This is a genomic window from Trichocoleus sp. DQ-A2 (assembly GCF_039961915.1).
GTDB lineage: Bacteria > Cyanobacteriota > Cyanobacteriia > Cyanobacteriales > FACHB-T130 > FACHB-T130.
The window spans coordinates 199,156-224,015 of sequence record NZ_JAMPKD010000008.1 but is presented as its reverse complement, the minus strand read 5'-3'; the positions used below and the strand labels follow the sequence as shown (position 1 = coordinate 224,015).

27 protein-coding genes and 1 pseudogene are annotated in these 24,860 nt (G+C 46.5%); 16 read left to right on the top strand and 12 right to left on the bottom strand.

Annotated features, from left to right (window positions below; genetic code table 11):
- The first annotated feature begins 111 nt into the window (after positions 1-111).
- Positions 112-273, top strand: a complete 162-nt coding sequence (locus tag NC997_RS10340; RefSeq protein WP_190411249.1) for a YqaE/Pmp3 family membrane protein — start codon at positions 112-114, stop codon at positions 271-273.
- Positions 274-390: 117 nt separating this feature from the next.
- Here NC997_RS10340 and NC997_RS10335 read toward each other — a convergent pair whose 3' ends face one another.
- Positions 391-2,001 carry an NAD(P)H-quinone oxidoreductase subunit 4 gene (locus NC997_RS10335; protein WP_190527228.1) on the bottom strand — a complete coding sequence of 537 codons (1,611 nt, stop codon included), beginning with the start codon at positions 1,999-2,001 and terminating at the stop codon, positions 391-393.
- A 507-nt stretch (positions 2,002-2,508) separates the two neighbouring features.
- On the bottom strand, positions 2,509-3,612 hold the full coding sequence (gene aroB, locus NC997_RS10330; protein WP_190428537.1) for a 3-dehydroquinate synthase: 1,104 nt from the start codon (positions 3,610-3,612) through the stop codon (positions 2,509-2,511).
- A gap of 96 nt (positions 3,613-3,708) precedes the next feature.
- Here aroB and NC997_RS10325 point away from each other — a divergent pair, with 96 nt between their 5' ends.
- Positions 3,709-3,804 (top strand): cytochrome b6-f complex subunit PetL, encoded by a 96-nt coding sequence (locus NC997_RS10325; RefSeq protein ID WP_190411348.1) that lies wholly within the window; start codon positions 3,709-3,711, stop codon positions 3,802-3,804.
- A 130-nt stretch (positions 3,805-3,934) separates the two neighbouring features.
- Here NC997_RS10325 and NC997_RS10320 read toward each other — a convergent pair whose 3' ends face one another.
- The 5 genes from NC997_RS10320 to NC997_RS10300 all read right to left on the bottom strand — a co-directional run bounded on the left by NC997_RS10320 (position 3,935) and on the right by NC997_RS10300 (position 6,243).
- The gene (locus NC997_RS10320) at positions 3,935-4,453 is read right to left on the bottom strand and encodes a hypothetical protein (RefSeq protein WP_190527226.1); all 519 of its coding nucleotides are present in this window, start codon (positions 4,451-4,453) and stop codon (positions 3,935-3,937) included.
- Between the two features lie 239 nt (positions 4,454-4,692).
- The gene (locus NC997_RS10315) at positions 4,693-5,079 is read right to left on the bottom strand and encodes a hypothetical protein (protein ID WP_190428543.1); all 387 of its coding nucleotides are present in this window, start codon (positions 5,077-5,079) and stop codon (positions 4,693-4,695) included.
- A gap of 98 nt (positions 5,080-5,177) precedes the next feature.
- Positions 5,178-5,399, bottom strand: coding sequence for a hypothetical protein (locus tag NC997_RS10310; RefSeq protein ID WP_190433213.1), 222 nt, complete (start codon positions 5,397-5,399; stop codon positions 5,178-5,180).
- 58 nt (positions 5,400-5,457) lie between these two features.
- Positions 5,458-5,904, bottom strand: a complete 447-nt coding sequence (locus NC997_RS10305) for a tellurite resistance TerB family protein (protein WP_190428539.1) — start codon at positions 5,902-5,904, stop codon at positions 5,458-5,460.
- A 174-nt stretch (positions 5,905-6,078) separates the two neighbouring features.
- Complete coding sequence (locus NC997_RS10300) at positions 6,079-6,243, bottom strand: hypothetical protein (RefSeq protein WP_190411245.1); 165 nt, start codon at positions 6,241-6,243, stop codon at positions 6,079-6,081.
- 305 nt (positions 6,244-6,548) lie between these two features.
- Here NC997_RS10300 and NC997_RS10295 point away from each other — a divergent pair, with 305 nt between their 5' ends.
- The 7 genes from NC997_RS10295 to NC997_RS10265 all read left to right on the top strand — a co-directional run bounded on the left by NC997_RS10295 (position 6,549) and on the right by NC997_RS10265 (position 13,221).
- Positions 6,549-6,821: a hypothetical protein gene (locus NC997_RS10295; RefSeq protein WP_190428540.1), complete on the top strand. Its 273-nt coding sequence runs from the start codon at positions 6,549-6,551 to the stop codon at positions 6,819-6,821.
- Positions 6,822-7,272: 451 nt separating this feature from the next.
- Positions 7,273-7,497 (top strand): hypothetical protein, encoded by a 225-nt coding sequence (locus tag NC997_RS10290; RefSeq protein WP_242028962.1) that lies wholly within the window; start codon positions 7,273-7,275, stop codon positions 7,495-7,497.
- Between the two features lie 310 nt (positions 7,498-7,807).
- Positions 7,808-9,466, top strand: coding sequence for a protein kinase (locus NC997_RS10285; protein WP_190527224.1), 1,659 nt, complete (start codon positions 7,808-7,810; stop codon positions 9,464-9,466).
- 94 nt (positions 9,467-9,560) lie between these two features.
- Positions 9,561-10,247 (top strand): hypothetical protein, encoded by a 687-nt coding sequence (locus tag NC997_RS10280; RefSeq protein WP_190527222.1) that lies wholly within the window; start codon positions 9,561-9,563, stop codon positions 10,245-10,247.
- Between the two features lie 137 nt (positions 10,248-10,384).
- Positions 10,385-11,104, top strand: a complete 720-nt coding sequence (locus NC997_RS10275) for a Uma2 family endonuclease (protein WP_190527220.1) — start codon at positions 10,385-10,387, stop codon at positions 11,102-11,104.
- Positions 11,105-11,686: 582 nt separating this feature from the next.
- On the top strand, positions 11,687-12,865 hold the full coding sequence (locus NC997_RS10270) for an amidohydrolase (RefSeq protein WP_190527218.1): 1,179 nt from the start codon (positions 11,687-11,689) through the stop codon (positions 12,863-12,865).
- A gap of 101 nt (positions 12,866-12,966) precedes the next feature.
- Entirely contained in the window at positions 12,967-13,221 is a 255-nt protein-coding gene (locus tag NC997_RS10265; RefSeq protein ID WP_190430352.1) for a hypothetical protein, read from the top strand.
- Between the two features lie 243 nt (positions 13,222-13,464).
- Here the strand turns inward: NC997_RS10265 and mgtE are convergent, their stop codons facing one another.
- On the bottom strand, positions 13,465-14,856 hold the full coding sequence (mgtE, locus tag NC997_RS10260; protein ID WP_190527216.1) for a magnesium transporter: 1,392 nt from the start codon (positions 14,854-14,856) through the stop codon (positions 13,465-13,467).
- A 220-nt stretch (positions 14,857-15,076) separates the two neighbouring features.
- Positions 15,077-15,475: a fluoride efflux transporter CrcB gene (gene crcB, locus NC997_RS10255; RefSeq protein WP_190409990.1), complete on the bottom strand. Its 399-nt coding sequence runs from the start codon at positions 15,473-15,475 to the stop codon at positions 15,077-15,079.
- Positions 15,476-15,725: 250 nt separating this feature from the next.
- On the opposite strand from crcB, the pseudogene NC997_RS10250 reads away from it, so the two are divergent.
- The 3 genes and pseudogenes from NC997_RS10250 to NC997_RS10240 form a co-directional block, all read left to right on the top strand.
- Positions 15,726-15,918, top strand: a pseudogene (locus NC997_RS10250) (hypothetical protein); the annotation flags it as partial.
- A gap of 120 nt (positions 15,919-16,038) precedes the next feature.
- On the top strand, positions 16,039-16,440 hold the full coding sequence (locus NC997_RS10245; RefSeq protein WP_190527214.1) for a hypothetical protein: 402 nt from the start codon (positions 16,039-16,041) through the stop codon (positions 16,438-16,440).
- A gap of 211 nt (positions 16,441-16,651) precedes the next feature.
- The gene (locus NC997_RS10240) at positions 16,652-17,770 is read left to right on the top strand and encodes a WG repeat-containing protein (protein WP_190527212.1); all 1,119 of its coding nucleotides are present in this window, start codon (positions 16,652-16,654) and stop codon (positions 17,768-17,770) included.
- A gap of 131 nt (positions 17,771-17,901) precedes the next feature.
- On the opposite strand, the gene hisB is transcribed toward NC997_RS10240, so the two are convergent.
- On the bottom strand, positions 17,902-18,546 hold the full coding sequence (gene hisB / locus NC997_RS10235; RefSeq protein WP_190527210.1) for an imidazoleglycerol-phosphate dehydratase HisB: 645 nt from the start codon (positions 18,544-18,546) through the stop codon (positions 17,902-17,904).
- Positions 18,547-18,699: 153 nt separating this feature from the next.
- Complete coding sequence (gene fabI / locus NC997_RS10230; RefSeq protein ID WP_190527207.1) at positions 18,700-19,476, bottom strand: enoyl-ACP reductase FabI; 777 nt, start codon at positions 19,474-19,476, stop codon at positions 18,700-18,702.
- Positions 19,477-19,855: 379 nt separating this feature from the next.
- Here fabI and ntcA point away from each other — a divergent pair, with 379 nt between their 5' ends.
- The 3 genes from ntcA to NC997_RS10215 all read left to right on the top strand — a co-directional run bounded on the left by ntcA (position 19,856) and on the right by NC997_RS10215 (position 22,855).
- A complete protein-coding gene (gene ntcA / locus NC997_RS10225) occupies positions 19,856-20,527 on the top strand; it encodes a global nitrogen regulator NtcA (RefSeq protein WP_190527205.1) in 672 nt (223 codons plus the stop codon).
- Positions 20,528-20,774: 247 nt separating this feature from the next.
- Entirely contained in the window at positions 20,775-22,376 is a 1,602-nt protein-coding gene (locus NC997_RS10220) for a DUF3084 domain-containing protein (protein WP_190409996.1), read from the top strand.
- A gap of 74 nt (positions 22,377-22,450) precedes the next feature.
- Complete coding sequence (locus NC997_RS10215) at positions 22,451-22,855, top strand: pre-16S rRNA-processing nuclease YqgF (RefSeq protein ID WP_190527203.1); 405 nt, start codon at positions 22,451-22,453, stop codon at positions 22,853-22,855.
- A 56-nt stretch (positions 22,856-22,911) separates the two neighbouring features.
- Here the strand turns inward: NC997_RS10215 and NC997_RS10210 are convergent, their stop codons facing one another.
- Positions 22,912-23,175 carry a DUF3146 family protein gene (locus tag NC997_RS10210; protein WP_190409998.1) on the bottom strand — a complete coding sequence of 88 codons (264 nt, stop codon included), beginning with the start codon at positions 23,173-23,175 and terminating at the stop codon, positions 22,912-22,914.
- A gap of 275 nt (positions 23,176-23,450) precedes the next feature.
- Here NC997_RS10210 and NC997_RS10205 point away from each other — a divergent pair, with 275 nt between their 5' ends.
- Positions 23,451-24,857: a GTP-binding protein gene (locus tag NC997_RS10205; protein WP_242031359.1), complete on the top strand. Its 1,407-nt coding sequence runs from the start codon at positions 23,451-23,453 to the stop codon at positions 24,855-24,857.
- The last annotated feature ends 3 nt before the right edge of the window (positions 24,858-24,860 follow it).

Here is a 24,860-nt window from a genome sequence, read left to right as displayed (position 1 = left end):
TGTTTTATCTACTCACCGATAGATTGACAGTTCTATCGGAATAGGGAGAAGAATTCCCCAAATCAATGAGATCCTAGAAAATATTCCCATTAATTCTCAAAAGGTGTTTTTATGGATTTCTTCCGTATCCTGATCGCTATTTTTGTGCCACCGCTGGGCGTTTTCTTGCAAGTTGGCTTTGGAAGAGACTTTTGGATCAATCTCGTCTTGACTTTTCTAGGTTATTTTCCCGGAATCATTCATGCGGTGTGGATTATTATTTCGAGAAAATAGCGATCGCTCCTGCATTCCCCCACAACCTACTCATTCGGCTCCATTCAGAAGAAAAAAGGAGCCATCTTCATGGCTCCTTAAATCAGCACGATTTATTTCTAAGGACAGTCGAGTAAATTACTCGGCTGCACTCAGCAAATTTCCAGCCGCAGTCGCGGGTAAAGTTGGTGCAACCAAACCGCGCGAGTAGAGAGGCGCTTTGGTTTGAGCGACTAGAGGCAGTACATTGTGAACTTGGGCAGCGATCGCTACAGTCTTCACATCGTAGGTTTGAGTTGCCACCTTGGGATAGAAACCAATTCCGATAATCGGAATAATTAAGCAAGCGGCAATAAACACCTCGCGCGGCTGGGCATCCAGCAAGACTAAATCTGTTACCAACTCTTGATGTTGCTTACCGTAGAACACCTGCCGCAGCATAGAGAGCAAATAAACTGGCGTCAAAATTAATCCCACCGCAGCCAGCAATACTACCACTACTTTGAAAGTGGAACTGTAAGCATCGCTCATGGTGAAGCCTAAAAAGACTGTCAATTCCCCGACAAATCCACTCATCCCTGGTAAGGCGAGAGAAGCCATTGAACCGGCGGTGAACAAAGCAAAGACTTTAGGCATTTGTTTCGCCATGCCCCCCATTTTTTCCATCATCAGGGTGTGGGTGCGTTCGTAGGTAACGCCTGAGAGGAAGAACAGCGCCGCTGCAATCAACCCGTGGGAAACCATTTGCAGAACTGCACCGTTTAGCCCTAAGTCAGTGAACGAGGCAATTCCAATCAGTACAAAGCCCATGTGGGCAATCGAAGAACAAGCTAGCCGTCGTTTGAGATTGCCTTGAGCAAAAGCGTTTAAAGAACCATAGACAATGTTGACGACACCCAATATCACGAGTACTGGGGCGAAATAAACATGGGCGCTAGGCAGCATTTCGATATTCATGCGGATTAGCGCATAGCCGCCCATTTTCAGCAACACCCCAGCCAAAATCATCGAGACGGGGGCGGAAGCTTCACCGTGAGCATCAGGTAGCCAAGTGTGCAGGGGGAAGATTGGCAGTTTGACGCCGAAGGCAATCAAGAAACCAGCATAGGCAAGAAGTTCTAAGGCTAAGGGGTAATGCTTGGCTGCCAGTTCCGCCATGTCAAAGGTGACGGTATCGCCATAGAAAGCCATCGCTAAACCGGCAACTAAAATGAACACCGAGCCTAAGGCAGTGTAAAGGATAAATTTGGTTGCAGCATACTGGCGTTTTGGCCCTCCCCAAATGGAGATGAGCAGGTACACTGGCACTAACTCTAGTTCCCACATCAGGAAGAACAAAAGCATATCCTGAGCAGCAAAAACACCAATCTGGGCGCTGTACATTGCCAGCATCAGGAAGTAAAACAAACGTGGCTTATTTGTAACGTTCCAAGCCGCGAAGATAGCCAGGGTGGTGACTAAGCCGGTCAAAGCAATCAACGGCATAGACAGCCCATCCACCGCTACAGACCAATTTAGACCGAGTTGAGGCACCCAAGAATAGGTTTCAACTAACTGAAATGTTGGGTTTTTTAAGTCGTAGTGACGCCAAAAGGTATAAACAATCAGAGCAAAATCTACTAACGCTACTCCCAATGCGTACCAGCGGACGGTCTTGCCGTCTTTATCCGGTAGTACGGGGATGGCGAAGGAAGCGAGTAACGGCAGCAGAATAATCGTGGTGAGCCACGGAAATTGAGTACTGATCATCAGAACCTACCCAAGGTTGAGGCGATATTGCGGCATTTAGGTGGCGTATTGCAGGCACTCAACAGAGCAACCTGTACTTCGCCAAAGTTTCCTGTATAGACTCAATCAGAAGTGATGTCTTAGGAATTTATACTTACCCTACGAATATAGCTCTAGTTGTTTAAATGTTGCAATATGTTAATTTAAAAATTTTTATGTTAAGCGTCTAGGCAAAAAAAGACGGCTGCGATCGCCATCTCCGAGTAAATATTTGATAAGAACGCCATAACTAATGCGCTCAAGAGCGCCCAAAGACCCTTGCTCAGTTAATGCAACGCCAATACAGGCTTCCCGAATAGAGTGACGCGATGACCGCGAGAAACCAATTCTTAGCCTAAAGTCGTCATCGGGTTGAGATGACCGGAGGCGGTAGGACAGATGATGCCAAAGTGAGTCATCGGAAAGCCCCTATAAACAGAGACGTTTGACGAAAACAGTTGGCTTAGTGTAGCTTTTTGCGCTTACAAATTACTGGTGAGTAACCATTTGTTGCAGCACCTGTCGTATTACATCTGACGGCACTTGGTCGGTTACAGTTACTGCCCCAATCTGGGTGGGAAGGACAAACCGCACCTTTCCATCTTTCACTTTCTTATCGGTTTGCAGCGTCTCAATAATTGCTTCGATGTCTAGCCCTGCTGGTAGCTGGGTGGGTAATCCGGCTTTTTGAATTAGGGCATCTTGACGTTGGGCGTCTGCCTTGTCCCACATCTGAAGGTTAACCGCAATCTGACCCGCCGCGACCATCCCAATCCCTACTGCTTCCCCGTGGTTCACGACACGGTAGCCGGTTAAGCTTTCTACAGCATGACCGATGGTGTGACCGTAGTTGAGAATGGCGCGGAGTCCGGCTTCTTTTTCATCTTTGCTGACGACATCGGCTTTGGCTTGGCAGGATCGCGCCAGGATTTCTTGTAATAAACCAGCGTCTAGAGAGGGGAGTGAGTCAAGATATGGCGATCGCTCCATCTGCTCAAATAAATCAGCATCCCAGATAATCCCATACTTAATCACCTCTGCCATCCCCGCCCGAAACTCTTGCACTGGCAAAGTTTTCAGCACCTCTGGGTCAATTAAAACCAGCCGCGGCTGATGGAAGGCACCAATTAAATTTTTTCCTTGGGGATGATTAACGCCGGTTTTGCCGCCAATGGCAGCATCAACCATTGATAAGAGTGTTGTCGGAACTTGTACGAAGTTAATTCCCCGCAGCCAAGTAGCGGCAGCAAAGCCAGTCATATCACCAATTACGCCACCGCCTACCGCAACAAGCGTTGAAGAGCGTTCTAGGCGATTTTCTAAGGTAGCGTCGTAGATTTTTTGGACAGAGTCGAGGGTTTTGTAGCGTTCGCCAGCGGGAAGGGTTAGTTCGGTAACGTCAAAACCAGCTTCTTTCAGGGATGCGATCGCTTCTTGACCATAGTGCCGAAAAATTTCTGGGTTAGAAACAACCAACACTTTCTTCCCCAAGTTCAAACTGGTCATCTTAGCGCCTAGTTGCCCTAGACCAGAAGATGCGATCGCAATTTCGTAAGCCTGCTGCGGTAAATTAACCCGAATCACCGATTCCATAAACCAAACCCCATCAACCAACAAGCGCCCGTGGGCTGTATTCTACTCCACTTGATGTTTCAATGGTGGATATTGCGTTCTATCGGAAAAATGGAAATCTCTGGAGCGATCGCTTATTTCTTACTTTTGGGTGGTGCTTTTGCTGTTGCTGTGGGGCTGTATTTCGGTCTCCGCGCCATCAAGCTGATCTAGTCACCAGCCTGCTGGCGAAGGATGAACGATGAAGGAATTGTTCGTTCTGTACTTCTTTCCTACTTTATCCTTGCTAAAGGCAGGTTACAGTAAGGAGACAAGAAGACGAATCAACGAATCCTTTCATCTCTCATCCTTCTGTTAGACTTAACACCTTGACTGTAGATTGCTTTGGGTTACTCTCACAGGGCTTGCTAGTCACTCGACGCGCCATTTGGATTGTTTTTGGCAAAACTCCCACCAATTGAGCTAGAATCTCATCCGGCATTTGGGCAGTCGCTTCAAGACCAAAGTATTTTTCAAATACAACTAAAATGACACGGGCACGCTGCAACGGGACGCAATACTCCATTGCTTTTTGAGTAAAGCGAATCCATTGTTGCCGAATTTCATAAGCTTTTTGTCGCTCGGCGCGAGACTCAGGGCAAACCACTGACGGGTTTCCAATGGGAATCACCCGGCTACAATTAATATCAAACAGACTGCCAATCCCTGCACCAGGACCCGCCAATTCTGCATGGTGGCGATGACAGATAATTAAGGCGCTGCTGCGACAACCATTGACCCGGAGGAGCTGTCCGCTGTGCAACTGGCTTAAGATTTCTGTGGGTTGATTAATCGGTTTGGTGATGAGGGCTTTGTCGGGCATCGTAAGTCACAGAATCCTCTAAATTGAGTATCTTGCATTTACTTATACCCCTCGGTGATCGAATCTGTTTAGGGGGTGTGATACCCATTTGACTCATTAGTGATTCTTATCACTATAAATCCTGTGACTCACTAGAGATGAAGATGTTTACCCATCCAGGATTGGACTTGTAGCACAATGCTTGAGGACGTTTCCCTAGGCTAGCGTTGTGCTTTCCAGCCAATCGTCTGACGGCATCTTCAACTTTTCAAAGGAGTTAGAGTCGCCAGAGGTAATATCGCTGTTTTCGCTTTGTCGTTGAGTAGCAGTTTGCCAGCTGCATCGACACTAAAATCTTTTCCTGGCATAAATCCTTTGCAAATCAAACGTTTGCCGACAGCTACTGAAGTAATGGTGCGAATTTCTTGCATTACATCGGCAGGAATGAGATTCTCTATCGTCCACAACACTGAATCGCTGTCAAACCAGATTAAACGTTCGATACTCACCAGCATCATGCCACCGATCTCTTCGAGGGTCATCTGACTTCTCAAATTCGCTATCAGGTCTTTCCCAATCTGGCTATTGCGGGTCATCATCGCCCTAGCCATCTTGGCAATTTCTTGTTCTAACTCTAAGTAGTTCATTCCTGACATTTAGGTTTCCTTCCTAACTGTGTTTGCGGTTCTGCCAAGTATACCTAAAGAAAGAGTAAAATATACCCCTAGGAGGATGAAGAAATAAATTATTTTAGAAAGTATAAGCAGAACCTTGTCAGTAGCGCCAGACAGTAGAATGACTGCGCGATCGCTGTTATGGCGATCGCAAGAGTATATAGATGCTCTACGAAGACAGCTTGATAAAAATTGGATAAAAAGTAGAAATTTGAGACATTTCTGAGCGATGTGAGTGCTGAGCGCATACCGGGAATCGTAACCAGAAAAAAAAACCCCTTAACAGGGGTCATTTAGTCTCTACTGAAGAATATTTATCGAGATTTAATCCGAAAGGGTGAGGGGATAGGTTTAACCTCGGTTTTTAATTAACATCACTTGCACAATCTGCACCGCCGTTTCCGTGGAAATCTCTAAAGCTTGATGCAAATCATTTAAAAAATTCTGTTCTTCTTCGGTAACGATGCCATCGGCTAAGACGAGATCGGTTGCCACTGCAAAAGCCGTTTCCTGTAAATCGTGAGGAAGAGATTCACGAGCCGCTTTAACCAACCCGCTAGGGCCTTGTCGTTTGAGAATACCGAGAAGTTTATCAAACATCCGTCTCATCACATCGTCTGGATAACTTCTGAAGAGTTTCATTCGAGACAGTGTAGAAGAAATGCCTCGTGCTTCTTCGTCGGAGAGGTATCCGTCAGAGGCACAAGCAGCTAAGGTAATAGCAGCAAATGCTTCCGTTGGACTAAGCGTTTCTTGAACTTTGTTCTGAGTACTGAATACTTTGTCAAACAAGCCCATCGCAGTCTACTCCTTAGCGGCATAGTAGGGATTTACTTTGTCCTACACGATTGATGCTGATGATTCCAGAAGCCTGTCAACTTCAATTCGCAGCTTGGTTGAGTATGACGCGAGTCCTAGATGAGTATTGTTAACAGTCAAACTATTTGAGCGAGAACTTTTAGCAATCGCTGTTCAACGAGAACCGAGTTGCCGTGAGGGGGTGTTGTCGCTAGCTTTTTCAATCTTGTCGATCGCGATTAAACCCAGGTAAGAAGCCGCAAGGAGGAAGATAACTGAAGCTAAATAGGCGTTTTCAAGCATCCGTAGCGCGGTTTCAAAAGTAATGTAGGTCGTCATGGTTTGGCCTTCTCAGCTCTGGGCTGTTGTTGTTCTTCCCTTATTACTCCACACACTGGCTACTCATTTCCTCAGAAGAATCACTAGATTTAGCCTAAGAGCCACTAATGTCCCGGTAATTACACGGGTTTGACTCAACAGGCTGGTAAGTCTTATGAAACTATAAATACTAACCTCAACAGCAATAATACTGAGGCAATCAACGAATTGAGTCATTTAGCAAAGCTTCAGGTTTTTAGTTCTTGATTTTTTATACTTAAATGTTTTTTATAATGAGGTGCGCGTTAGCGTACAGCCCCTTGGGCATGAAAACAGCGAAGCGAGGCGTTAGCCTAGCGCTGACTTGTCAGTTCGCCCACTTCAACGATTCCTGCGTTTTTGGGTTTGCTCTTGATACCGAGATTTGGTTCAAGTCCCCTCTAAACTTGCAAGAAAAAACTTTTCCTAAGAAAGCGATCGCATCCAAGTTTCTCGTAAACTTTAGTTTTTCTCAGCTTCCCGATCGTCTTAATTTTTTAAGAAAATCAACATTTTCCCAATTAAGGGAAGATGTTGAGGCTTTTATCTTTGGGAATTAATTGCTTCTTGTATACTAGTTCGCCGTTTCTAGCTACAGCAATTGCTAGTTAAATAATGTTTTTAAAATTTATTTATAAGCAGTTGATTTAGGGATTCATTCTTAGCCATAAATATTGTAATCTCTTTTACCTTTAATATTATTATTTGATTTTGCTGTTTGTGCTTGCTATAGGCTTGAACAAAGGATTAACGGAGAGAATCAGATAGATGATCCTTTCAATTTGTTAGACTGTCGGCAACTTGTAAAATTGGCAAGCTTTGGTTCCACATTACAGCTTATCAAAAACAATTAGTTTGTTTTAAAAAAACAAAAAAATTACAGAGTAATGTATTCAAAAGCACTTAATGACTTAATATGTGGGTATTTCTTTGGAACAGCTACTCCTTCCCTTTGATAGAAGCAAAGGTTTAAACCAGTAATTAGATTAGTAAAAGAATCACCGCAAAAGGATGGAAATCATGTTTGCCATAGGGGATGATGTTCTTAGCCAGAAAACTGGGCATTTTGGCAAAGTGGTTGGTTACGGACATGAAATGGTTAATGGGGTTTATTTACCAACCATCAAAGTGCTTATAGCTGAAAGTTTAAAGTCTGGGAAAAAGGCTTTTGTAGAGGAGGACCTGCATTCAGCATGGATTCAACAGCAGACCGCTACTACTCTCTCTGCCAAATAAGTTTTTGGTAATACATTAAAGAAGCACGACAAGTGAAAACAAAGCCGGAGAAGCAACTCTCCGGCTTTGTTTGTATCTAAACGCTTTAAATTATTAGATTGCGCTCGATACCACCCAATGGATATCGTTTTAAGAATCACCATGCCCTTATCAAGCGCTTAGTCGGTTCTAGAACAAAGATAAAGTTCCTCAAGGGCTGGTAGTATCGTATTTACTTATCGCTGGTGAAGATTATTTTGGCGGGTTTTCCGGTTAGTCTGAGGCGTCGAGTAGAATCGAGGGAGCTTGTGTTTTCATCTAATTCTAGTCTGTGACCAGTGCTGCCCACTGTATTAATCCCGATTGTTCGCGTCCCTATCCCCAGCCTTGGGGAAACAAATTTTGCAACTGTTGTGGGGCACCGCTACATCTGAACAATCGCTATATTCCTCTCCAGACTCTAGGATCTGGGGGATTCGCTGCTATTTATACAGTCTGGGATTTGCAGTTGGCAAAAGACCGGGTGCTGAAGGTATTACTGGAATCTTCATCAAAGGCGCAGGAACTGTTTGAGCAAGAAGCATCTGTTTTAGCAAGTCTGCATCATCCGGGTGTCCCTAGCGTCGAGCCAGATAGCTATTTTGTAGTGAATTTGGGTCATCCCTCTTACCGGCGTCTGCCTTGTCTGGTAATGGAAAAAATCAACGGTCAGACATTGCAGGATATCCTGGAGCGCCACTATCCCCAAGGGTGTCCGGAGCCGCTGGTGGCGAATTGGCTGAAGCAAGCGCTTGATATTTTACAAGAGTTGCATCGGCGGCAGATTATTCACCGAGATATTAAACCCTCCAACTTGATGCTGCGCCAGGAAACCGGGCAACTGGTGGCAATTGATTTTGGCGGGGCAAAACAGATAGGCACTGTCCAAGTGGGACAAGAGGCAAGTTCAACGCGTTTGATTTCTCCCGGATACAGTCCGCCGGAGCAGATTTTTGGAGGTGCGGTGGGACCGGCGGCAGATTTCTATGCGCTGGGTCAAACGATGATTCACTTGCTCACGGGTCGATATCCCCCAGAGTTGGAAGACCCGGCGACAGGAGAGTTACGTTGGCGTCATTGCGCCCCGGTGAGTCCCGCCTTCGCCGATTTGCTGGATGATATGGTGCAGCCTGATGTGCGCCAGCGACCGGGGACGGCTGTGGAAATTCAGCAGCGTCTGGCTGGGGATTCTTCCATGAAGACGAAAACCAGTCAGGTTCCGCAGTCTTTCTCGGATGCGATCGCGACCATCGCTAGCAGAAGCCTAAAGCTTTTGTGGGTGGCGATCGCCTCTATTGTGACGCTAGCGGGTCAAACGGCTCTTTTCGTGGTTCGAGCGATCGCTAAAGTTGTGACAGCTTGCCTGGATACGCTTTGGGAGATGCTTGTTGGCGGAATTGCGGGGGGGGTGTTTGCTGTTACTGGTTTTTCTTTGGCTTATGTGTTCCCTTTAGGGACTCATTTCGCTGCTTTGCTGGCGCAGCTACCACCTGTTTTCCCCTATATTCCACCCCCAGTCGGACAAGCCATTCTGCTATTTGCATTCGCTGGATGGGGAACGGCTTGGGGTCTTACTGAAGCTGGTGGCTTTGGTCAACGCAAGCGCCGTTTAGTGGCTGGACTAATGGGTGTCTTTGGCTATGGGTTGGGGTGGCTGGTTTGCCATCTGATGCCTGCTGGAACGGTGCTACAAATGGTCACGTTGATTGCAGTTGCTGTTGGCCCGTTAACGCTCGGTCTTGGTTTGCCCAGCCATCAACTGGTTCACGCCATTGTCGCCGCAGCTGGCACAGCCGGAATCTTTGGGGGTTTAGGGTTCTTTACTCTTAGTTCGTTCGATCTCCTTCCCAGCCTTGGTTTTTTCAGCCTCCTGGGTGTCACGATTGCCTTCTGGCTGGGCGTGAGTTACTACTTGGTTGTGCCTTTTCTGCGTTGGTTAGGTTGGCGTTAATGAGGTGTCGCCTGAGCCGCGATCGCTCAATCCCCGGAATTTGCGATCGCGCCTTGGAAGCTCTACTTGAGCAGACCGATTTAATTAGCAGCTCATGATAAAAAAAATTTTCTTATTGGCAATGGTTCTGATGTTGGGTGCTTGTAACTCTACAACAAATTCCAACCAGTCCACATCAACAACATCGACAACTTCCCCAACTCCCTCAACAGTGGCTGAGTTACCCAATTTGCAGTGTCAAGGCGAAGTCCCGCAACCTGTGAAAGCAACCCTTGGCGAACACCGCCTCGCCAAGGAATCCGATTTTGTACCGTCGATTCGCAACTTTAAGTCTAGTGAAACTCCGAACCAGAAGTTTACTTGCAGCATCTTCTCGGCTGATTTTAATCAAGATGGCTTGAAAGACTTTGCAATGTTATTAGTAGCTGAAGAAACGGCTGATTTCCGATTTCAAATCGCCCTGAATCAAGGCAATGAAAAGTTTGAGCGATCGCTCGTGAAAGATTATAAGCGCGCTACGAAGCCAGAAGAAGGTGTAATTTACACTTCAATGGACTTCAAACCTGCAAAAGAAAAAGGTTTGGCAAACCGCAAGTATAGTCCTTTGAAAGCGGAATCGCCAGACGAAAAAACCTATATCAATACACCAGCGATTGAATTGTGGAAAGTTAGTAAAACCGATGAACCACCCAAACAACTAGATGTATATTCTCTTGCTTACTGTTCTGAAGCTTTGTACTTCGTAGAGGGTAAACAAAAGAATTTTGCAGTCTGCGATTAAGTCTTTATTTAAGCGACAACTCTACCTGTTTTGGATAAAATTAGAGAAATCTGTTTTTTATAAAATGGGCTTTTCTAATTTTTTTTGTTTGTACCTACTTATTTATCATAGAGTCAGTAGTCTTAGGGAAATTAGTCATGTTAGAGTACAAGCCACCGAAGTATTTTCCATCTTCCGAGGAGCTACCCGACTCTGACGAAACGCCTGTGGATAATGAACTGCAAGATTTAATCCCCGGTTTGCTAAAAGCTATATTGGCTATGGCTTGGGCAGATCGCATGGATTGGTTTTTTGGCGTAGATATGGGAATTTACTACGATCCGGATCAACCAGCCATTGTACCCGATGGATTTCTTAGCTTAGGAGTCGAGCGGTTTTTTGACGAAGAACTGCGCTTAAGTTACGCGATTTGGGAAGAAGAGAGTGTGCCCACGATGGTGTTAGAGGTTGTCTCCCAAACTTATCGGAAAGAATACAGCCAGAAAAAGCTAGATTATGCAAATTTAGGGGTTTTGTACTACGTAATTTATTCGTCACGCCGTCGCAGAAAGCCGCATTTGGAAGTGCATCGGTTGGTTGATAGCGAATATGTATTGCAGCCAGGAAATCCGGTTTGGCTACCTGAAATGGGATTGGCGATTGGTGCAGAAAGAGGAATTTATCAAGGAATAACGCGGGAGTGGCTGTACTGGTACGACGAACAAGGACAAAGATTGCTGACACCGGAAGAACGCGCCCAACTTGCCGAACAAAACGCCCAACTTGCCGAACAACGCGCCCAACTTGCTGAACAACGCGCCCAGATTCTAGCAAAACAACTTCGTGCGATGGGGTTAGATCCAGACTCGCTAGCTTGATATCTCGTTAGTTCACCTAAGCTGGGTTTTGCAGGCTACCGATACTTCTAGACCTTAGCAACAGCCTAATATAAGCGATCGCTCAAGCAGATACATGACTACAAGCTTTCCATAATTAGCTGAAGGCGATCGCTACTTGTTAGCAGTGGTAGTTTTTCCTGTTTGATAAAGTAACCCTTCCGGCATACTAAATTTAATTTATTTTTATAACCTCTGGAAATCACTTAAAAACTGTTTTTAAATTGGCAATTATCACCCGAATGATTATGAAGAAAGTATCGAAAGCTGTAAATGCGACTATATGGGTAGAAAGATATTTATATTTGGGAATGATTAGTAATAGTATGTTTGAGATCAAGCGATCCCAGTCGCGATCGCATCACGTCCAGCTAGCTCTTTATAGCCTCTGTTCTATTTTTGTCAAGGTTTAGAATCACTGCTTTTGTAAATATTCTGCAATTGCTTTCTATTTACCCATTATTCAGCGATCGCTTACAGTCTTTATAATTGAATGACTAAAGGGCAGTTGAGTTTTTTAACCACTCTTATCATGAAATAAGCGTTCATTCAATTAAGAAATCCGTGCTAACTCGTATTAAAGACATTGCTGAAAAACTAGCGCCTCGCCTGATTGAAATCCGACGACATATCCACGCTCACCCAGAACTAAGCGGGCAAGAATATCAAACTGCTGCCTATGTTGCTGGCGTGTTGTCTTCCTGTGGGCTTCATGTCCAAGAAGCGGTGGGTAAAACTGGCGTAGTTGGAGAGTTAAAAGGACAAGGTATCGATGAGCGACTACTGGCAATTCGTACTGATATGGATGCTTTGCCAATCGTAGAACGCACCACTTTAGAGTATGCCTCGCGTCTTCCGGGAATTATGCACGCCTGCGGTCACGATGTCCACACCACAGTCGGTTTAGGCACGGCGATGATACTATCTCAGATCGGAGATGCCTTGCCAGGAGATGTGCGTTTTCTGTTCCAGCCAGCAGAGGAAATCGCTCAAGGAGCTGGGTGGATGGTTGCAGACAAAGTGATGGAGAATGTCAGCGCGATTATGAGCGTTCACGTTTTCCCTTCTATTTCGGCGGGATCGGTGGGAATTCGTTACGGTGCTTTGACAGCAGCCGCAGACGATCTGGAGATTATTATTAAAGGCGAATCTGGGCATGGGGCGCGTCCTCATGAGGCAGTTGATGCAATTTGGATTGCGGCGCAAGCGATCGCTTCTCTTCAGCAAGCGATTAGCCGCACACAGAACCCGTTGCGCCCGGTCGTCCTAACGATTGGTAAAATCGAGGGCGGACGCGCCCCAAATGTGATTGCCGACCATGTGCGATTATTGGGAACTGTGCGATCGCTGCATCCGGAAACTCATGCCACCTTACCCCAGTGGATTGAGCAAATTGTCTGCAATATCTGTAAAACTTACGGAGCTACCTGCGAAGTCAACTATCGCCGGGGAGTCCCTTCTGTGCAAAATGACTCAGCGCTGACTCAGTTGGTGGAAACAGCTGCCAAAGAAGCGTGGGGAAGCGATCGCGTCCAAATTTTACTGGAACCCTCTCTCGGTGCGGAAGACTTTTCGATGTATCTGGAACACTCTCCTGGTACGATGTTTCGACTAGGTGTGGGATACCCGGACAGAAAAAACTACCCGCTGCACCATCCCCAATTTGAGGTGGATGAATCTGCCATTATTACCGGCGTCGTTACCCTCGCCTATGCTGTCTGTAAATATTGGCAGCATCGCTAAAAGCATTTGAATTCCCTCGATTTTCTAACTCCAGAAGGATAAGTCTCTGGAGTAAATCTCAGTATGCTGCAAATAATACAACTTAAGATTCAAAACTACTTATGGCCTCACCCACACCTCTCAAAGGTTTAGAGCTGGTTGATTGTGCTAAAGCAAATGCAAAACAGGGAGTTGAAACTGCGGCTCATCTGTCAGGCTATGGTGAGGATTTAGGCACCTTTAAGCGAGAACTAAAGAAAGCTTGTGAAGATATGGGCGTTACTTTTCATGAGTTGAGCGATTTGATTACCGATCAAGACTCCTTAATGAGTATGGAAGGGGAAATCGTTGCTCCTGATACAGCAACAGAATTGTAGACGCGAAATCTCATTCTCAACGTTTAATTTTACGTATATCAAATTCGTTTGAGTCGCTATCATTTGAAAGCTCATCCCCAAACCCTCTTTGCCAGCGAAGTGGGAATAGCGAAGGAGCAGGAAGTAGGTTTCTATGCCCTTTCAGGACGCTACGCGGACAAGAATGCATGGTCGAACAAGCGGATTTGATATCACCTTCTCATAACTTCCTAATTCAACTGAATACCCAGTTACTCGCTGCTTCTACAACTTCAAAATTAGCCGCGCCAAATTAAAGTAAATCAGTACGCCCAATACATCAACTGCCGTTGTAATAAACGGCGCTGACATCAAAGCTGGATCTAACCCGACGGCGCGAAAGATGAACGGAAGACCAGAACCTGCAACTGATGCCAAAATCGAGATAGCCACCAAACTAATCCCTACAGCCAGCGAGACTGACCAATCTCCATTCAGGAGCCAAAAAGCCCATAAGGTGGCTACGGTGCCTAACATCACTCCCAGGAGCGCCCCAGCGATCGCTTCTCGCATTACCACCTGTGCTGGCCCCATTTCTCGAAGTTCTTCGGTATTTAAGCCCCGAATCACGACTGTCGAGGATTGAGAACCGACATTCCCGCCAGTGCCAGTTAACAAGGGAATAAACGCCGCCAGCGATACCACTTGCCGAAGAATTTCCTCTTCCGCTTTGATAATCGTGCCGGTGACAGTATTAGTTAGTAGCAAAACGAACAGCCAGACGACTCGCTTGCGAGCCACCGTGAGTAAATCTGTCTGGAAATAATTGTCGCCCCCCGACTGGAGACCGCCCTGTTTGTAAATATCTTCTGTCGTTTCTTGTTCAATGATGTCAATCACGTCATCAACGGTGACAATGCCCACCAAACGCTTCTCCCGGTCTACCACCGGGACAGCGAGAAAGTCATAGCGCCCGATCAGCCGCGCCACTTCTTCCTGGTCATCGCTGGTATAAACGCATACCACATCACGAGTCATAATGTCCCCAATCTTCTGCTCGGGATTGGCGATTACCAAATCGCGTAAGGATAAAATGCCCGACAAGTGACGAGCAGCATCCGTAATATAAAGGTAATAAATAATCTCAGTAGCATGGGCTAAACTGCGAATTCGCTCCAGCGTTTCCGCCACCGTCATGTTTTCTTTCAAAGAGATATACTCTGGTGTCATCAATCGTCCAGCAGTACCAGCCTCGTAACCCAACAACTGAGCTGTCGCTTGGCGTTCGGTGGGGGTGAGCTGTTCGAGCAGACGACGGACAACGGTAGCGGGCAGTTCGTCAAAAAGTCGTGCCCGGTCATCAGGGGACATTTTATCAACAATGTCCAGAACTTCCTGCCGCCGGAATTCCTCAATCAGCGCCTGCTGCACGCTAGAGTCGAGATATTCATAAACTTCAATCGCCTCGTCCTTGGAGAGCAAGCGAAAGGCGATCGCTTGCATCGCCTCTGGCAACCCTTCAATGGCTTCTGCAATGTCCGCCGGTTGCACCGGGACGAGGATTGCTTTTGCCCCCTGAAGGTCTTCCGCCTCAAGCAGCATTTGCAGCTGCATTCGGACGAGCTGCCGGAGTTCGCTGCGCGAGACTGTCTGGAAAGGAGTATTGGTGTCAGTCAAGGTAGACCCTCTTAATCCAGTGTTAAGTTTGTTGCTGCTTTTAGTCTAAAGGGCATTGGTACGGTTGTTTTCGTGGGATTTAAGAGTAAATGCAGCACCAATGAGAGCCAACCGCCCTACTTAATCAATTGTTGATATTTTTCCTGCACCAGTCTAGTCTCCAAGGATCGAGATTGAAGGCTCTGGGAATGGTGCGTGCTAAGCAGTCATAGGGTTTTTTCTACCGCCCGCTCCGAGCCAGAAGCGTGCCTAGCTGAACGCTAATAATTCCAAGTATGGCGCTACCTGCCCAGTAAATACCGGCGGCTGCATAACTGCGATCGCGCAGTAGAGTAGATGTTTCTAACCCATAACTGGAGAAAGTTGTGTAAGCTCCTAAAAAGCCGGTCGTTACCATCAATCGCACATCTAGAGGAATATTCGCTACCCGTTCTAAGGCGAGAGTGACAAAAAAACCCATCCCAAAGCAACCTGTAAGGTTGATAAAAAAGGTGCCGTAGGGAAAGCTGGTGCCGAAGCGTTGGGCAAACCAGAGGGTGAGATAGTAGCGACTCAATGCTCCAGCGATCGCTCCTAAACTGATGGCAATGGGATGACGAATCGCGGGGTCTTGCAGCATTTAACTTGAAAATTAGACTCTCGGACTGGGGGAATGAAGGGTCTCCAATCCAGCGATTTCTCATAGGAGGTTAGGTTGGTTAACCCGTACCTTTGCTATCGTTTTTTCCCATAACCCTATGAAATTCTACCGATAGGCTGAAGGAAATATACTACAGAAATGCTATTTCAGATATAGCCCTTTATTTAAGCAGATGCCTTCAACGAGAGCAAGCGGAGTGAATCAGTTTAAAACCGTTGCCTAATTAGGTCTGTTTAGTGCGCCAATCATTACCGTCAGCTACTGGTTCATTGGTGGTTGGATGGGTGCCTTGGTAGGGATTGCTTTAGTAGCTGTGACGAACTTACGAACTCTATCATATCTACAATCGCGACACGTTAACTCAAGCCGTTGCTGTCACAATTGGTCGTGCGATCGCGTTTCTTGCCCCAATAGTTAGCTACCGCTGATGATTTATTGGTCTGTACTAGCATTTCTTCAATTTTCCGGTTTGTGAAATTAGTAGCCGAACCTTACTAAAAGCTAATCTTTTTCGCTCAAAACTCTACTCATGAGATGTAGCCATGAATACAGAAGTCCCTAATAATACAGAAACCGCCATAACAGTTAGCCCGGAGACAAAGGCTATCGTTGATGAAAATATGGCAGGCGAATCCGAAGATTTGAAGCGTGAAACGATGGCGCTGATTGACGCCATTAAAAAACGGGCGCAGGTAGAAACAAAATCTGCTACCGAATATACTCGCGATGCCTATCTCAATGCAGTGAAACAAGCACGGGAGAAGATTGAACAGGATAAGTTGTTCGATCCAGAGCGAATTTCATACTCGATTAAACTCATTCAAATGGATGCAGAGAAGAACTGGGAGTCCATCGTGAAGGAAGTGTCAACTTTCGGCGATCGCCTTGCCGAAGCTGCTAAAGCGGCTTGGGATGTCCTGACAGCTCCTCGCACCCCTTCTTGATGTTGAAACAGTAATCACGCGCCGATATAAAACAGGGGCACTCAGCTAGCTGGGTGCCTTTCTAATTTTTTAATTCTAAATTCGGATAGCCTAATCTAGTCAGGCATTACCAGCAAGCTTTAGAATTTCACTGACAATAACAGGGTTTACTTCAGATGATTAACAAATATTGATTACTTAAATCTTGGCTGCGATTAGATAGGGTACTTTTATGAAAATTGCAACTCACAACAGATTGCTTGTCGCGGTTGCCAGCCTTCTGTTTGGATTAGCGATCGCTCTAATTTCTGGATGTGAAGCCATCTCAAATTTTCGGACTTCTCAAGTTAATTTTGATGCAACTGAGGGACAAGCCCGTAATTCGCAAATAGTCATCCCGCTTAAATTTAGCTGGGCTGATTCATTTTCAGAAGAGCTAGCAGCAGTCAAAATAGACGGCAAATGGGGCTATCTTGATAATAAAGGCAACTTCGCAATCAAACCTCAATTTGATAATGCCGAATCTTTTTTCCAAGGGTTAGCGGCTGTCAAATTAAAGAACAAGTGGGGCTATATCAATAAAAGTGGCAACTTAGTCATTAAACCAAAATATGATTTGGCTAAAGCTTTTTCTCAAGGGCTGGCAGCGGTAAAGATAGATGGAAAGTGGGGCTATATTGATAAGAAAGGCAACTTGGTAATTAACCCAAAATTTGATTTTGCTGAATTTTTTTCTATAAGCGATCGCACTGCGTCAGCGCTGGCGGCGGTAGAAATCGGTAAAAAGTGGGGCTATATCGATAAGAAAGGCAATTTTGTCATTCAGCCCCAGTTTGATGCGGCTGAATTTTTTTCTATAAGCGATCGCAGTGAATCAGCCCTAGGACTCGCGCCAGTCAAAAAAGACAACAAATGGGGCTATATCGATAATCGGGGAGACGTTATTGTTCCGTTAGAATTTGAGGAAGCTAAGTTTTTTTCGGAAGGACTAGCAGTGATATCCAGTAATAATAAGTGGGGCTATATTGACAAAATGGGATATATTGTTATTCCACTCCAATTTGATTGGGGTGGAGACTTTTCTCAAGGACTGGCGGGCATAACGATAGACACTAAGGTAGGCTATATTGACAAGGCAAGCAATGTTGTCATTCCCCCACAATTTGATAATATTGATAACTTTTCAGAAGACCTAGCAGCGGTAAAGAACGGCGACAAATGGGGCTATATCAATAAGAGTGGCAAATTCGTAATTAAACCCCAATTTGATAGCGCTCAATCTTTTTCGCAAGGGCTAGCAAAAGTTAAGATTGGCAATAAATATGGCTATATCCGCAAACCTCTTCCATAAGTTCTCATTTCTGAAGACATAGGAGAATTGAGAGTCAGTGGTCGCGGAAACTTCAGCAGAATGAAGCGAGAGCCTGGTGAGGATTTCCCCGGCTTCTCGTTGCCTTTATCGGAGTGTATTTGCAAGGAAACCTATAACACGCCTTTAGAACTGGGGATCGTACCGCCACGACGGGGATCAACTTCGATTGCCATGCGGAGCGATCGCGCAAACGCTTTGAACGTTGCTTCAATAATGTGGTGCGAGTTAATTCCATCTAGTTGGCGAATGTGCAGCGTCATCTGGCTGTGATTGACCACCGCCACAAAAAATTCCCGCACCAGCTGAGTGTCATAAGTCCCGACTCGCTGAGTGGGAATCTCTAAGCCATAGCTGAGATGGGGGCGTCCGGAAAAATCTAACGCTACCTGAACCAACGCTTCATCGAGAGGGGCGAGGAAATTCCCAAACCGGACAATTCCTTTGCGATCGCCCAGTGCTTGATGCAACGCCATTCCTAGGGTAATTCCCACATCTTCATTGGTATGGTGGTCATCAATTTCCAAGTCTCCCGTCGCGGCTACATCCAAATCAATCAGGCTGTGAGAGGCGATTTGATGCAGCATATGGTCTAAAAACGGAATGCCAGTTTTTGCATTGCAAGTGCCATTCCCGTCTAATTTGACGGTGACGATAACATCCGTTTCGCCCGTCTTGCGGGGAACCCTTGCCATCCGAGGAGACAAAAGCTGTTCAATGCTTGGAGAAGGTGTAAATTGGCGATCGCGTGCCTGCATCGCAGATGCTCACTCAAGAAAATAAAGTTAAGTTTATTATCCTACTTTACTGAGCATCTGGGAGACGCGAAAGCCTTAAAAATGCAAAATTAAAAATTAAAAGTTAGCAGAATCTTTGCTTTTTAATTTTTAATTTTTAATGTTTGATTCTTTCTACATCCCCATAATCTCGTATCCGGCATCGACATACAGCACCTGACCTGTAATGCCACTTGACAAATCGCTACACAAGAAAGCAGCCGCATTTCCCACTTCTTTCTGAGTTACAGTGCGTCGCAGCGGTGCCACTTCCTCAACGTGATGGATCATATCCAGAATGCCACCTACCGCCGACGATGCCAAAGTGCGGATGGGACCTGCCGAAATTGCATTCACGCGAATATTCTGCGGTCCTAACTCAGATGCCAGGTAACGGACACTCATTTCCAGTCCAGACTTGGCAATTCCCATCACGTTATAGTTGGGGATCACTTTAACGCCGCCTAGATAAGTCAGCGTGACAATACTGCCGCCTTCTGTCATTAGCGGTTTTGCTGACCCGGCAAGTTGCACCAGCGAATAGGTACTAATTTCTAGAGCTTGGGTGAAGCCAGCACGGGTAGTGGTACTAAAATCACCTGATAAATCTTCCTTGTTCGCAAAGGCAAGACAATGGATCAGGATGTCTAGCTTGCCCCACTTATCGCGGATGGCGTCAAATGTAGACTGAATTTGGGTCTCATTCTGGACATCGCAGGGTAAAAACAAGCTGGGATTGAGGGGTTCTACCAACTCTGCCACTTTTTTTTCAAAGCGACCTCGGTCGTCTGGCAGGTAAGTCACTCCTAGATTCGCACCCGCTTGGTGCAGTTGCTGAGCAATCCCCCAGGCGATCGATCGATTGTTGGCAATGCCGGTGACTAGGGCGTTTTTTCCGGTTAAATCTAGCATAAATGTCGATTTTGAAGGCAATATTAGAGGATATCCGATTTAGGGGAGTATTCAAGATCGCGATCGCCCGGAGCGAGGCTGTCTAGTACGGGTAAGGATCGTGCCTCCTTACTCACCATGCATCCCACCCGATGGCGCAGATACTGTCAAGATATCAACATTTTCCGTCATAATCTTACTTGCCTTGAGCGGGGAGAGAGCTAAAGAAGGTAGCGGAGGAAACTACTTTAAAATTTTGTATCAAATAGCACAAAAACCACCCGGAAGTCAGTTTATCTGTGTCTAATGTCAGAAAACTCTCATAGTTGTTTTGCTATGGTTAAAGTTCCTCCGACAGAAAGTTGCAGAAGTCTGTAGGGCAGCATTTAGGAAAAAGGAAGTGGTAGTGACGCAAGATAGACCGCTAGCAGCTGTGTTCCGTCAACTGGGAGGTGGGGCGTTTCCACCCGTGGTGGAAACTTTTGAGCGGGGCAAGACGATCTTTTTCCCAGGAGACCCGGCTGAACGTGTATACTTTTTGCTCAAAGGTGCAGTAAAGCTGTCTCGCGTGTATGAAGCTGGGGAAGAAATTACCGTGGCGCTGCTGCGAGAAAACAGCGTTTTTGGAGTACTGTCCTTAATTACAGGGCATCGTTCGGATCGGTTTTATCACGCTGTAGCATTTACGCCAGTGGAGCTGCTTTCGGCACCGATCGATCAGGTAGAGCAATCGCTCAAGGATAATCCGGAGCTATCGATGTTGATGCTGCGAGGGCTTTCTTCGCGCATTTTGCAAACAGAAATGATGATTGAGACATTAGCTCACCGAGATATGGGATCGCGCTTGGTGAGTTTTCTATTGATTCTGTGCCGTGATTTTGGCGTTCCTACCGCCAATGGAATTACGATCGATCTGAAGCTTTCTCATCAAGCGATCGCAGAAGCAATCGGCTCCACCAGGGTAACTGTCACCCGCTTACTGGGAGATTTGCGGGAGGAAAAAATGATTTCTATCCACAAGAAAAAAATTACGGTACACAACCCAGTTACACTGAGTCAGCAGTTTACTTGAAAACAGCTAGAGGCTCTCGTCAGGTTGTAGGTTAGGTTGTTGGTTAAAACGGCATGGTAGCGCGAGCAGGTTATCCAGTTTTAACATTTAGTCGGGAGTTGAGTTAAAAGGTGTCAGGTTTTAAGCGGATAGTTTTCAACCTTCCAACCTTTAACCTTTCCGATTTCACCTTCGATCTTTAATTCCTGTTAACCCTTTCTCTAGCCTGCGATGCGATAGGCTGTAACTGGAATGACTGTAGCAGACAATGACCGACAGTGCGCTCTTCCTGATTTTGTCTATTTTAGTGTTGGGAAGCGTCATCGCAACGGTAGGCGATCGCATTGGCACGCGCGTGGGAAAAGCACGCCTGTCGTTGTTCAATCTGCGTCCCCGCAAAACAGCTGTTTTAGTAACGATTCTAACGGGACTAACGATTTCTGCCTCAACACTGACAATCATCTTTGCGACAAGCGAACAATTGCGGATTGGAGTTTTTAGACTCCAAGAAGTGCAGAAAAAACTCAAGACAGCCAGTAAGGATATTGCCAAAGCGAACGAGCAGAAACGGAAAACCGAAAGCGAACTTGCTAAAACCGCCGCCCAAAAAGAGCAAGTCGAGAAGGAACTCGCTCAAGCTCGCACCCAGCAATCTGTCGCTCAGCAGCGCTTAGATGCGATTAATCGATCTTTGGCAGCTGCGCTGGCTAAACAAGGCCAGACGGAGGCGCAACTAAATCAGACTCAAAGCGAACTGACCCGGGTTGCCAGCAGCTTTCAGCAAACCCAAAAACAGCTTACATCTGTCTCAGGGCAAGCCAAGACGCTACGTTCGGAAATCCAACAACTTCAAGCAGAACGCCAAGAACTCCTCCAGCAGCGAAATCAAGTCAGAGCTGAAATTACTGAATTCAAAGCGAAAGTGACTCAGCGCGACCAAAAAATTGCCCAGCAAGACCGAGCAATTAGCCAACGCGATGAGCAAATTCTCAAGCGGGATCAAGCCCTTGTCGAACTTGATGAGAAACTTGCTGCCTTTCGGAAGAGCCTGAGCGATCGCGACGAGCAAATTGCCCAGCGAGACAAAGCCTTATCTCTACTTGACAACAAAATTTCTCAACGAGATGAGGTGATTGCCCAGCGAGAAAATCGCCTTAAAGAACTCGAAAAACAACAAGCTTCCCTAGAGCAGGAAGTGGCAACCTTAGAACAGTATTACCAGTCTTATCAAACTTTGCGTCAGGGTAGTCTGGCACTGCTGCGCGGTCAGGTTCTGGCGGCGGGCGTTTTTCGTATTGTCGAGCCAGCCGCAGCCCGACAGGTCATTGAGCAGCTGTTACGGGAAGCGAATCGGACAGCGATTAAAGCGACCCAACCCGGTCTCAACAAGGTGGCGAACGAACGGGTCGTGCAAATTACAGAGGCACAGGTCGAGCAACTGATCAACCAGATTCAGGATGGTCGAAACTATGTAGTCCGAGTTTTTTCGGCTGGTAACTATGTCCAGGGAGAAAAGCAGGTACAAGTCTTTGCAGACGCCGCACCCAATCAAGTTGTATTCCGCACTGGTGAAGTCGTAGCAACGACATCTGCCGATCCTTCAAACATGACCGACCAACAAATTCGGCAGCGGATTGACCTGCTGCTTGGAGCATCCCAGTTCCGAGCCACTCGCGCGGGGATTTTGGGCGATACAGTTCAGGTTGGCGACAATCGAATTGTTAGCTTGATTCGGTTTATCGAGCAGTTGAAAAAGCACAATAAGCCGATTTCTCTGAAAGCGGTCGTGGCAGAGGACGCCTATATTGCCGGACCCATGAAATTAAATTTGGAGGCAGTTGAAGACGGAGAAGTTGTGGTCAGGATGTAATTTATTAGTCATTAGTGATGAGATGATGACTAATGGCAATTAACCATTTGTAAATTAGCGATTAGCCAATTCAGATGATTTTAGGGTTCGATCCAGGGCGCGATAAGTGTGGTTTAGCCGTAGTGGGGAAAGACAATTCTCTGCATTACCACCAGGTTGTACCAGCAGAAGCAGCGATCGCAACGCTCCTTGAGTTGTGTGAAAAATTTCCAATTGATACTCTAGTGATGGGCGATCAAACCACTTCCAAAAGTTGGAAAAAGAAACTTCAGCAATTTCCAACGTCGGTGCCAATTGTCCTGGTAGATGAGCGCTACAGTACATTGGAAGCACGCGATCGCTATTGGCAAATGTACCCTCCCCAAGGTTTAGGACGCCTGATTCCCCAAGGGATGCGGAGTCTACCCCGACCAATCGATGACATTGTTGCCATCCTCCTCATCGAAAGATACATGAAGCAACGAGAGACGAGGAACTAGGAAACTCTGTCATTCTTAACTTTCTTAATTTAAACTGAACTCAAAACTCAAAACTTTTAAAGTTCCGCCCGGATCGTAAACGCATAGTCCCCTCCAGGCTCTAGCTGGTAATCTTTCTGTTCTAAAAATCGACCCAGAGGTTCCTGAATTAAAGCGCGTCCCAAAGAAGGTGTCACCGACAATTGACCCTGTCGGAAACACCACTGGAACTGCCATTCATATTCTGCCGCCGTGACTTCCCCTGCTAGAAAGCCCCGTTGCCAGGAAAGATGGGTAATTCGGACGTGGGCAGTAGTTTGAGGTAAACGCTTAGAACTCACAATCGCTGTGCCGATCAAATACCTTCATTCAGCAACAATACTAAACTTATTGCGATCGCCTTCGAGATAACATCATTCTCACAGCTGATACTGAGCTGGCACGAACCGAGTAAAAATATCCCTCTGGATATGGAAAGTGCCAGACTAGATCGGTATTGACTAGGATGAAAGAAGAGTAACATCTGAGCAAAAAAGGTGCAATTTTGAGTCGTTTATCGTCTGACCGAACCCCAAATGCCAGCCAGTTCCCTTCACAAACCCCGGACGCAACAGATTTGGATCGGGAACTAGATAACGCCATTTTGAGCTTTGATGACATCCAAGCAGAACTAAATTACAAAAAGGCGCAAAATGCTCTGCGAGATTTGGTAGATAACCTGGATCTAACACCCCAAGAGCGGACGGGACTGGAATCCGAGATTGATGATTTGGCAACGATGCTTGAGAAGTTAGATCGCTCAGTCGTCCAGATTGCCGCCTTTGGGATGGTGGGACGGGGTAAATCTTCAGTACTGAACGCCTTATTAGGTCAGAACGTGTTTGAAACGGGACCGCTTCATGGCGTCACCCGCACCCATCAAGGTGCCAGCTGGCAACTGACTCAGGAGAATGAGACGGGAAGCGTCAGCGATATCCTACGAGTCACGCTGCCGAGTGCGGGCAATTCCCAAATCGAGCTAATTGACACCCCTGGAATTGACGAAGTAGACGGAGAAACCCGCGAAACCTTAGCCAGACAAGTTGCCAGACAAGCAGACTTGCTGCTGTTTGTCATTTCGGGCGACATGAACAAGGTGGAATACGAGGCGCTCTCGCAATTGCGGGAAGTCGGTAAACCGATGTTGCTGGTATTTAACAAAATTGACCAGTATCCGGATGCCGACCGGATGGCGATTTATCGCAAAATTCGGGATGAACGGGTGCGGGAATTGCTCTCACCGGATGAAATTGTAATGGTTGCTGCCTCTCCCCTGGTGGCGCAGGCGGTTCGCCGTCCTGACGGAACGAGGGCAGTGCAGCGACGACCGGGAACGCCCCAAGTTCTGGATTTGAAGCTGAAAATTCTGGAAATTTTGCACCGAGAAGGCAAGGCTTTGGTAGCGCTCAACACCATGCTGTATGCCGATGATGTGAACGAACAGATGATTGCTAGGAAGATGCAGATTCGCGATGAAAGTGCGAATCAGATCATCTGGAAAGGGGTGATGACGAAGGCAGTTGCGATCGCCCTCAACCCGGTCACGGTTGTCGATCTCCTCAGCGGTGCCGTCATCGACGTGGCAATGATTCTCACCTTATCTAAACTCTACGGCATCCCCATGACCCAGCCGGGAGCGGTGGGACTGCTACAAAAAATTGCCATCAGTATGGGCGGAATTAGTGCTAGCGAACTTTTGGCAACTTTGGGACTGAGTTCCCTGAAAAGTCTCTTAGGACTCTCCGCACCCGCAACGGGTGGGGTGTCTTTAGGTCCCTATCTATCAGTTGCCGTGACTCAGGCAGGTGTTTCAGGGGTTTCTTCTTACGGGATTGGACAAGTCACTAAGACTTACTTGGCGAACGGCGCTTCCTGGGGTCCCGATGGCCCAAAAGCCGTGGTAAGTCGCATTCTGACTTCACTGGATGAAGCCTCAATTTTGAATCGGATTAAGAATGAGTTGAGTGCAAAGTTAGTGAATTAAAAC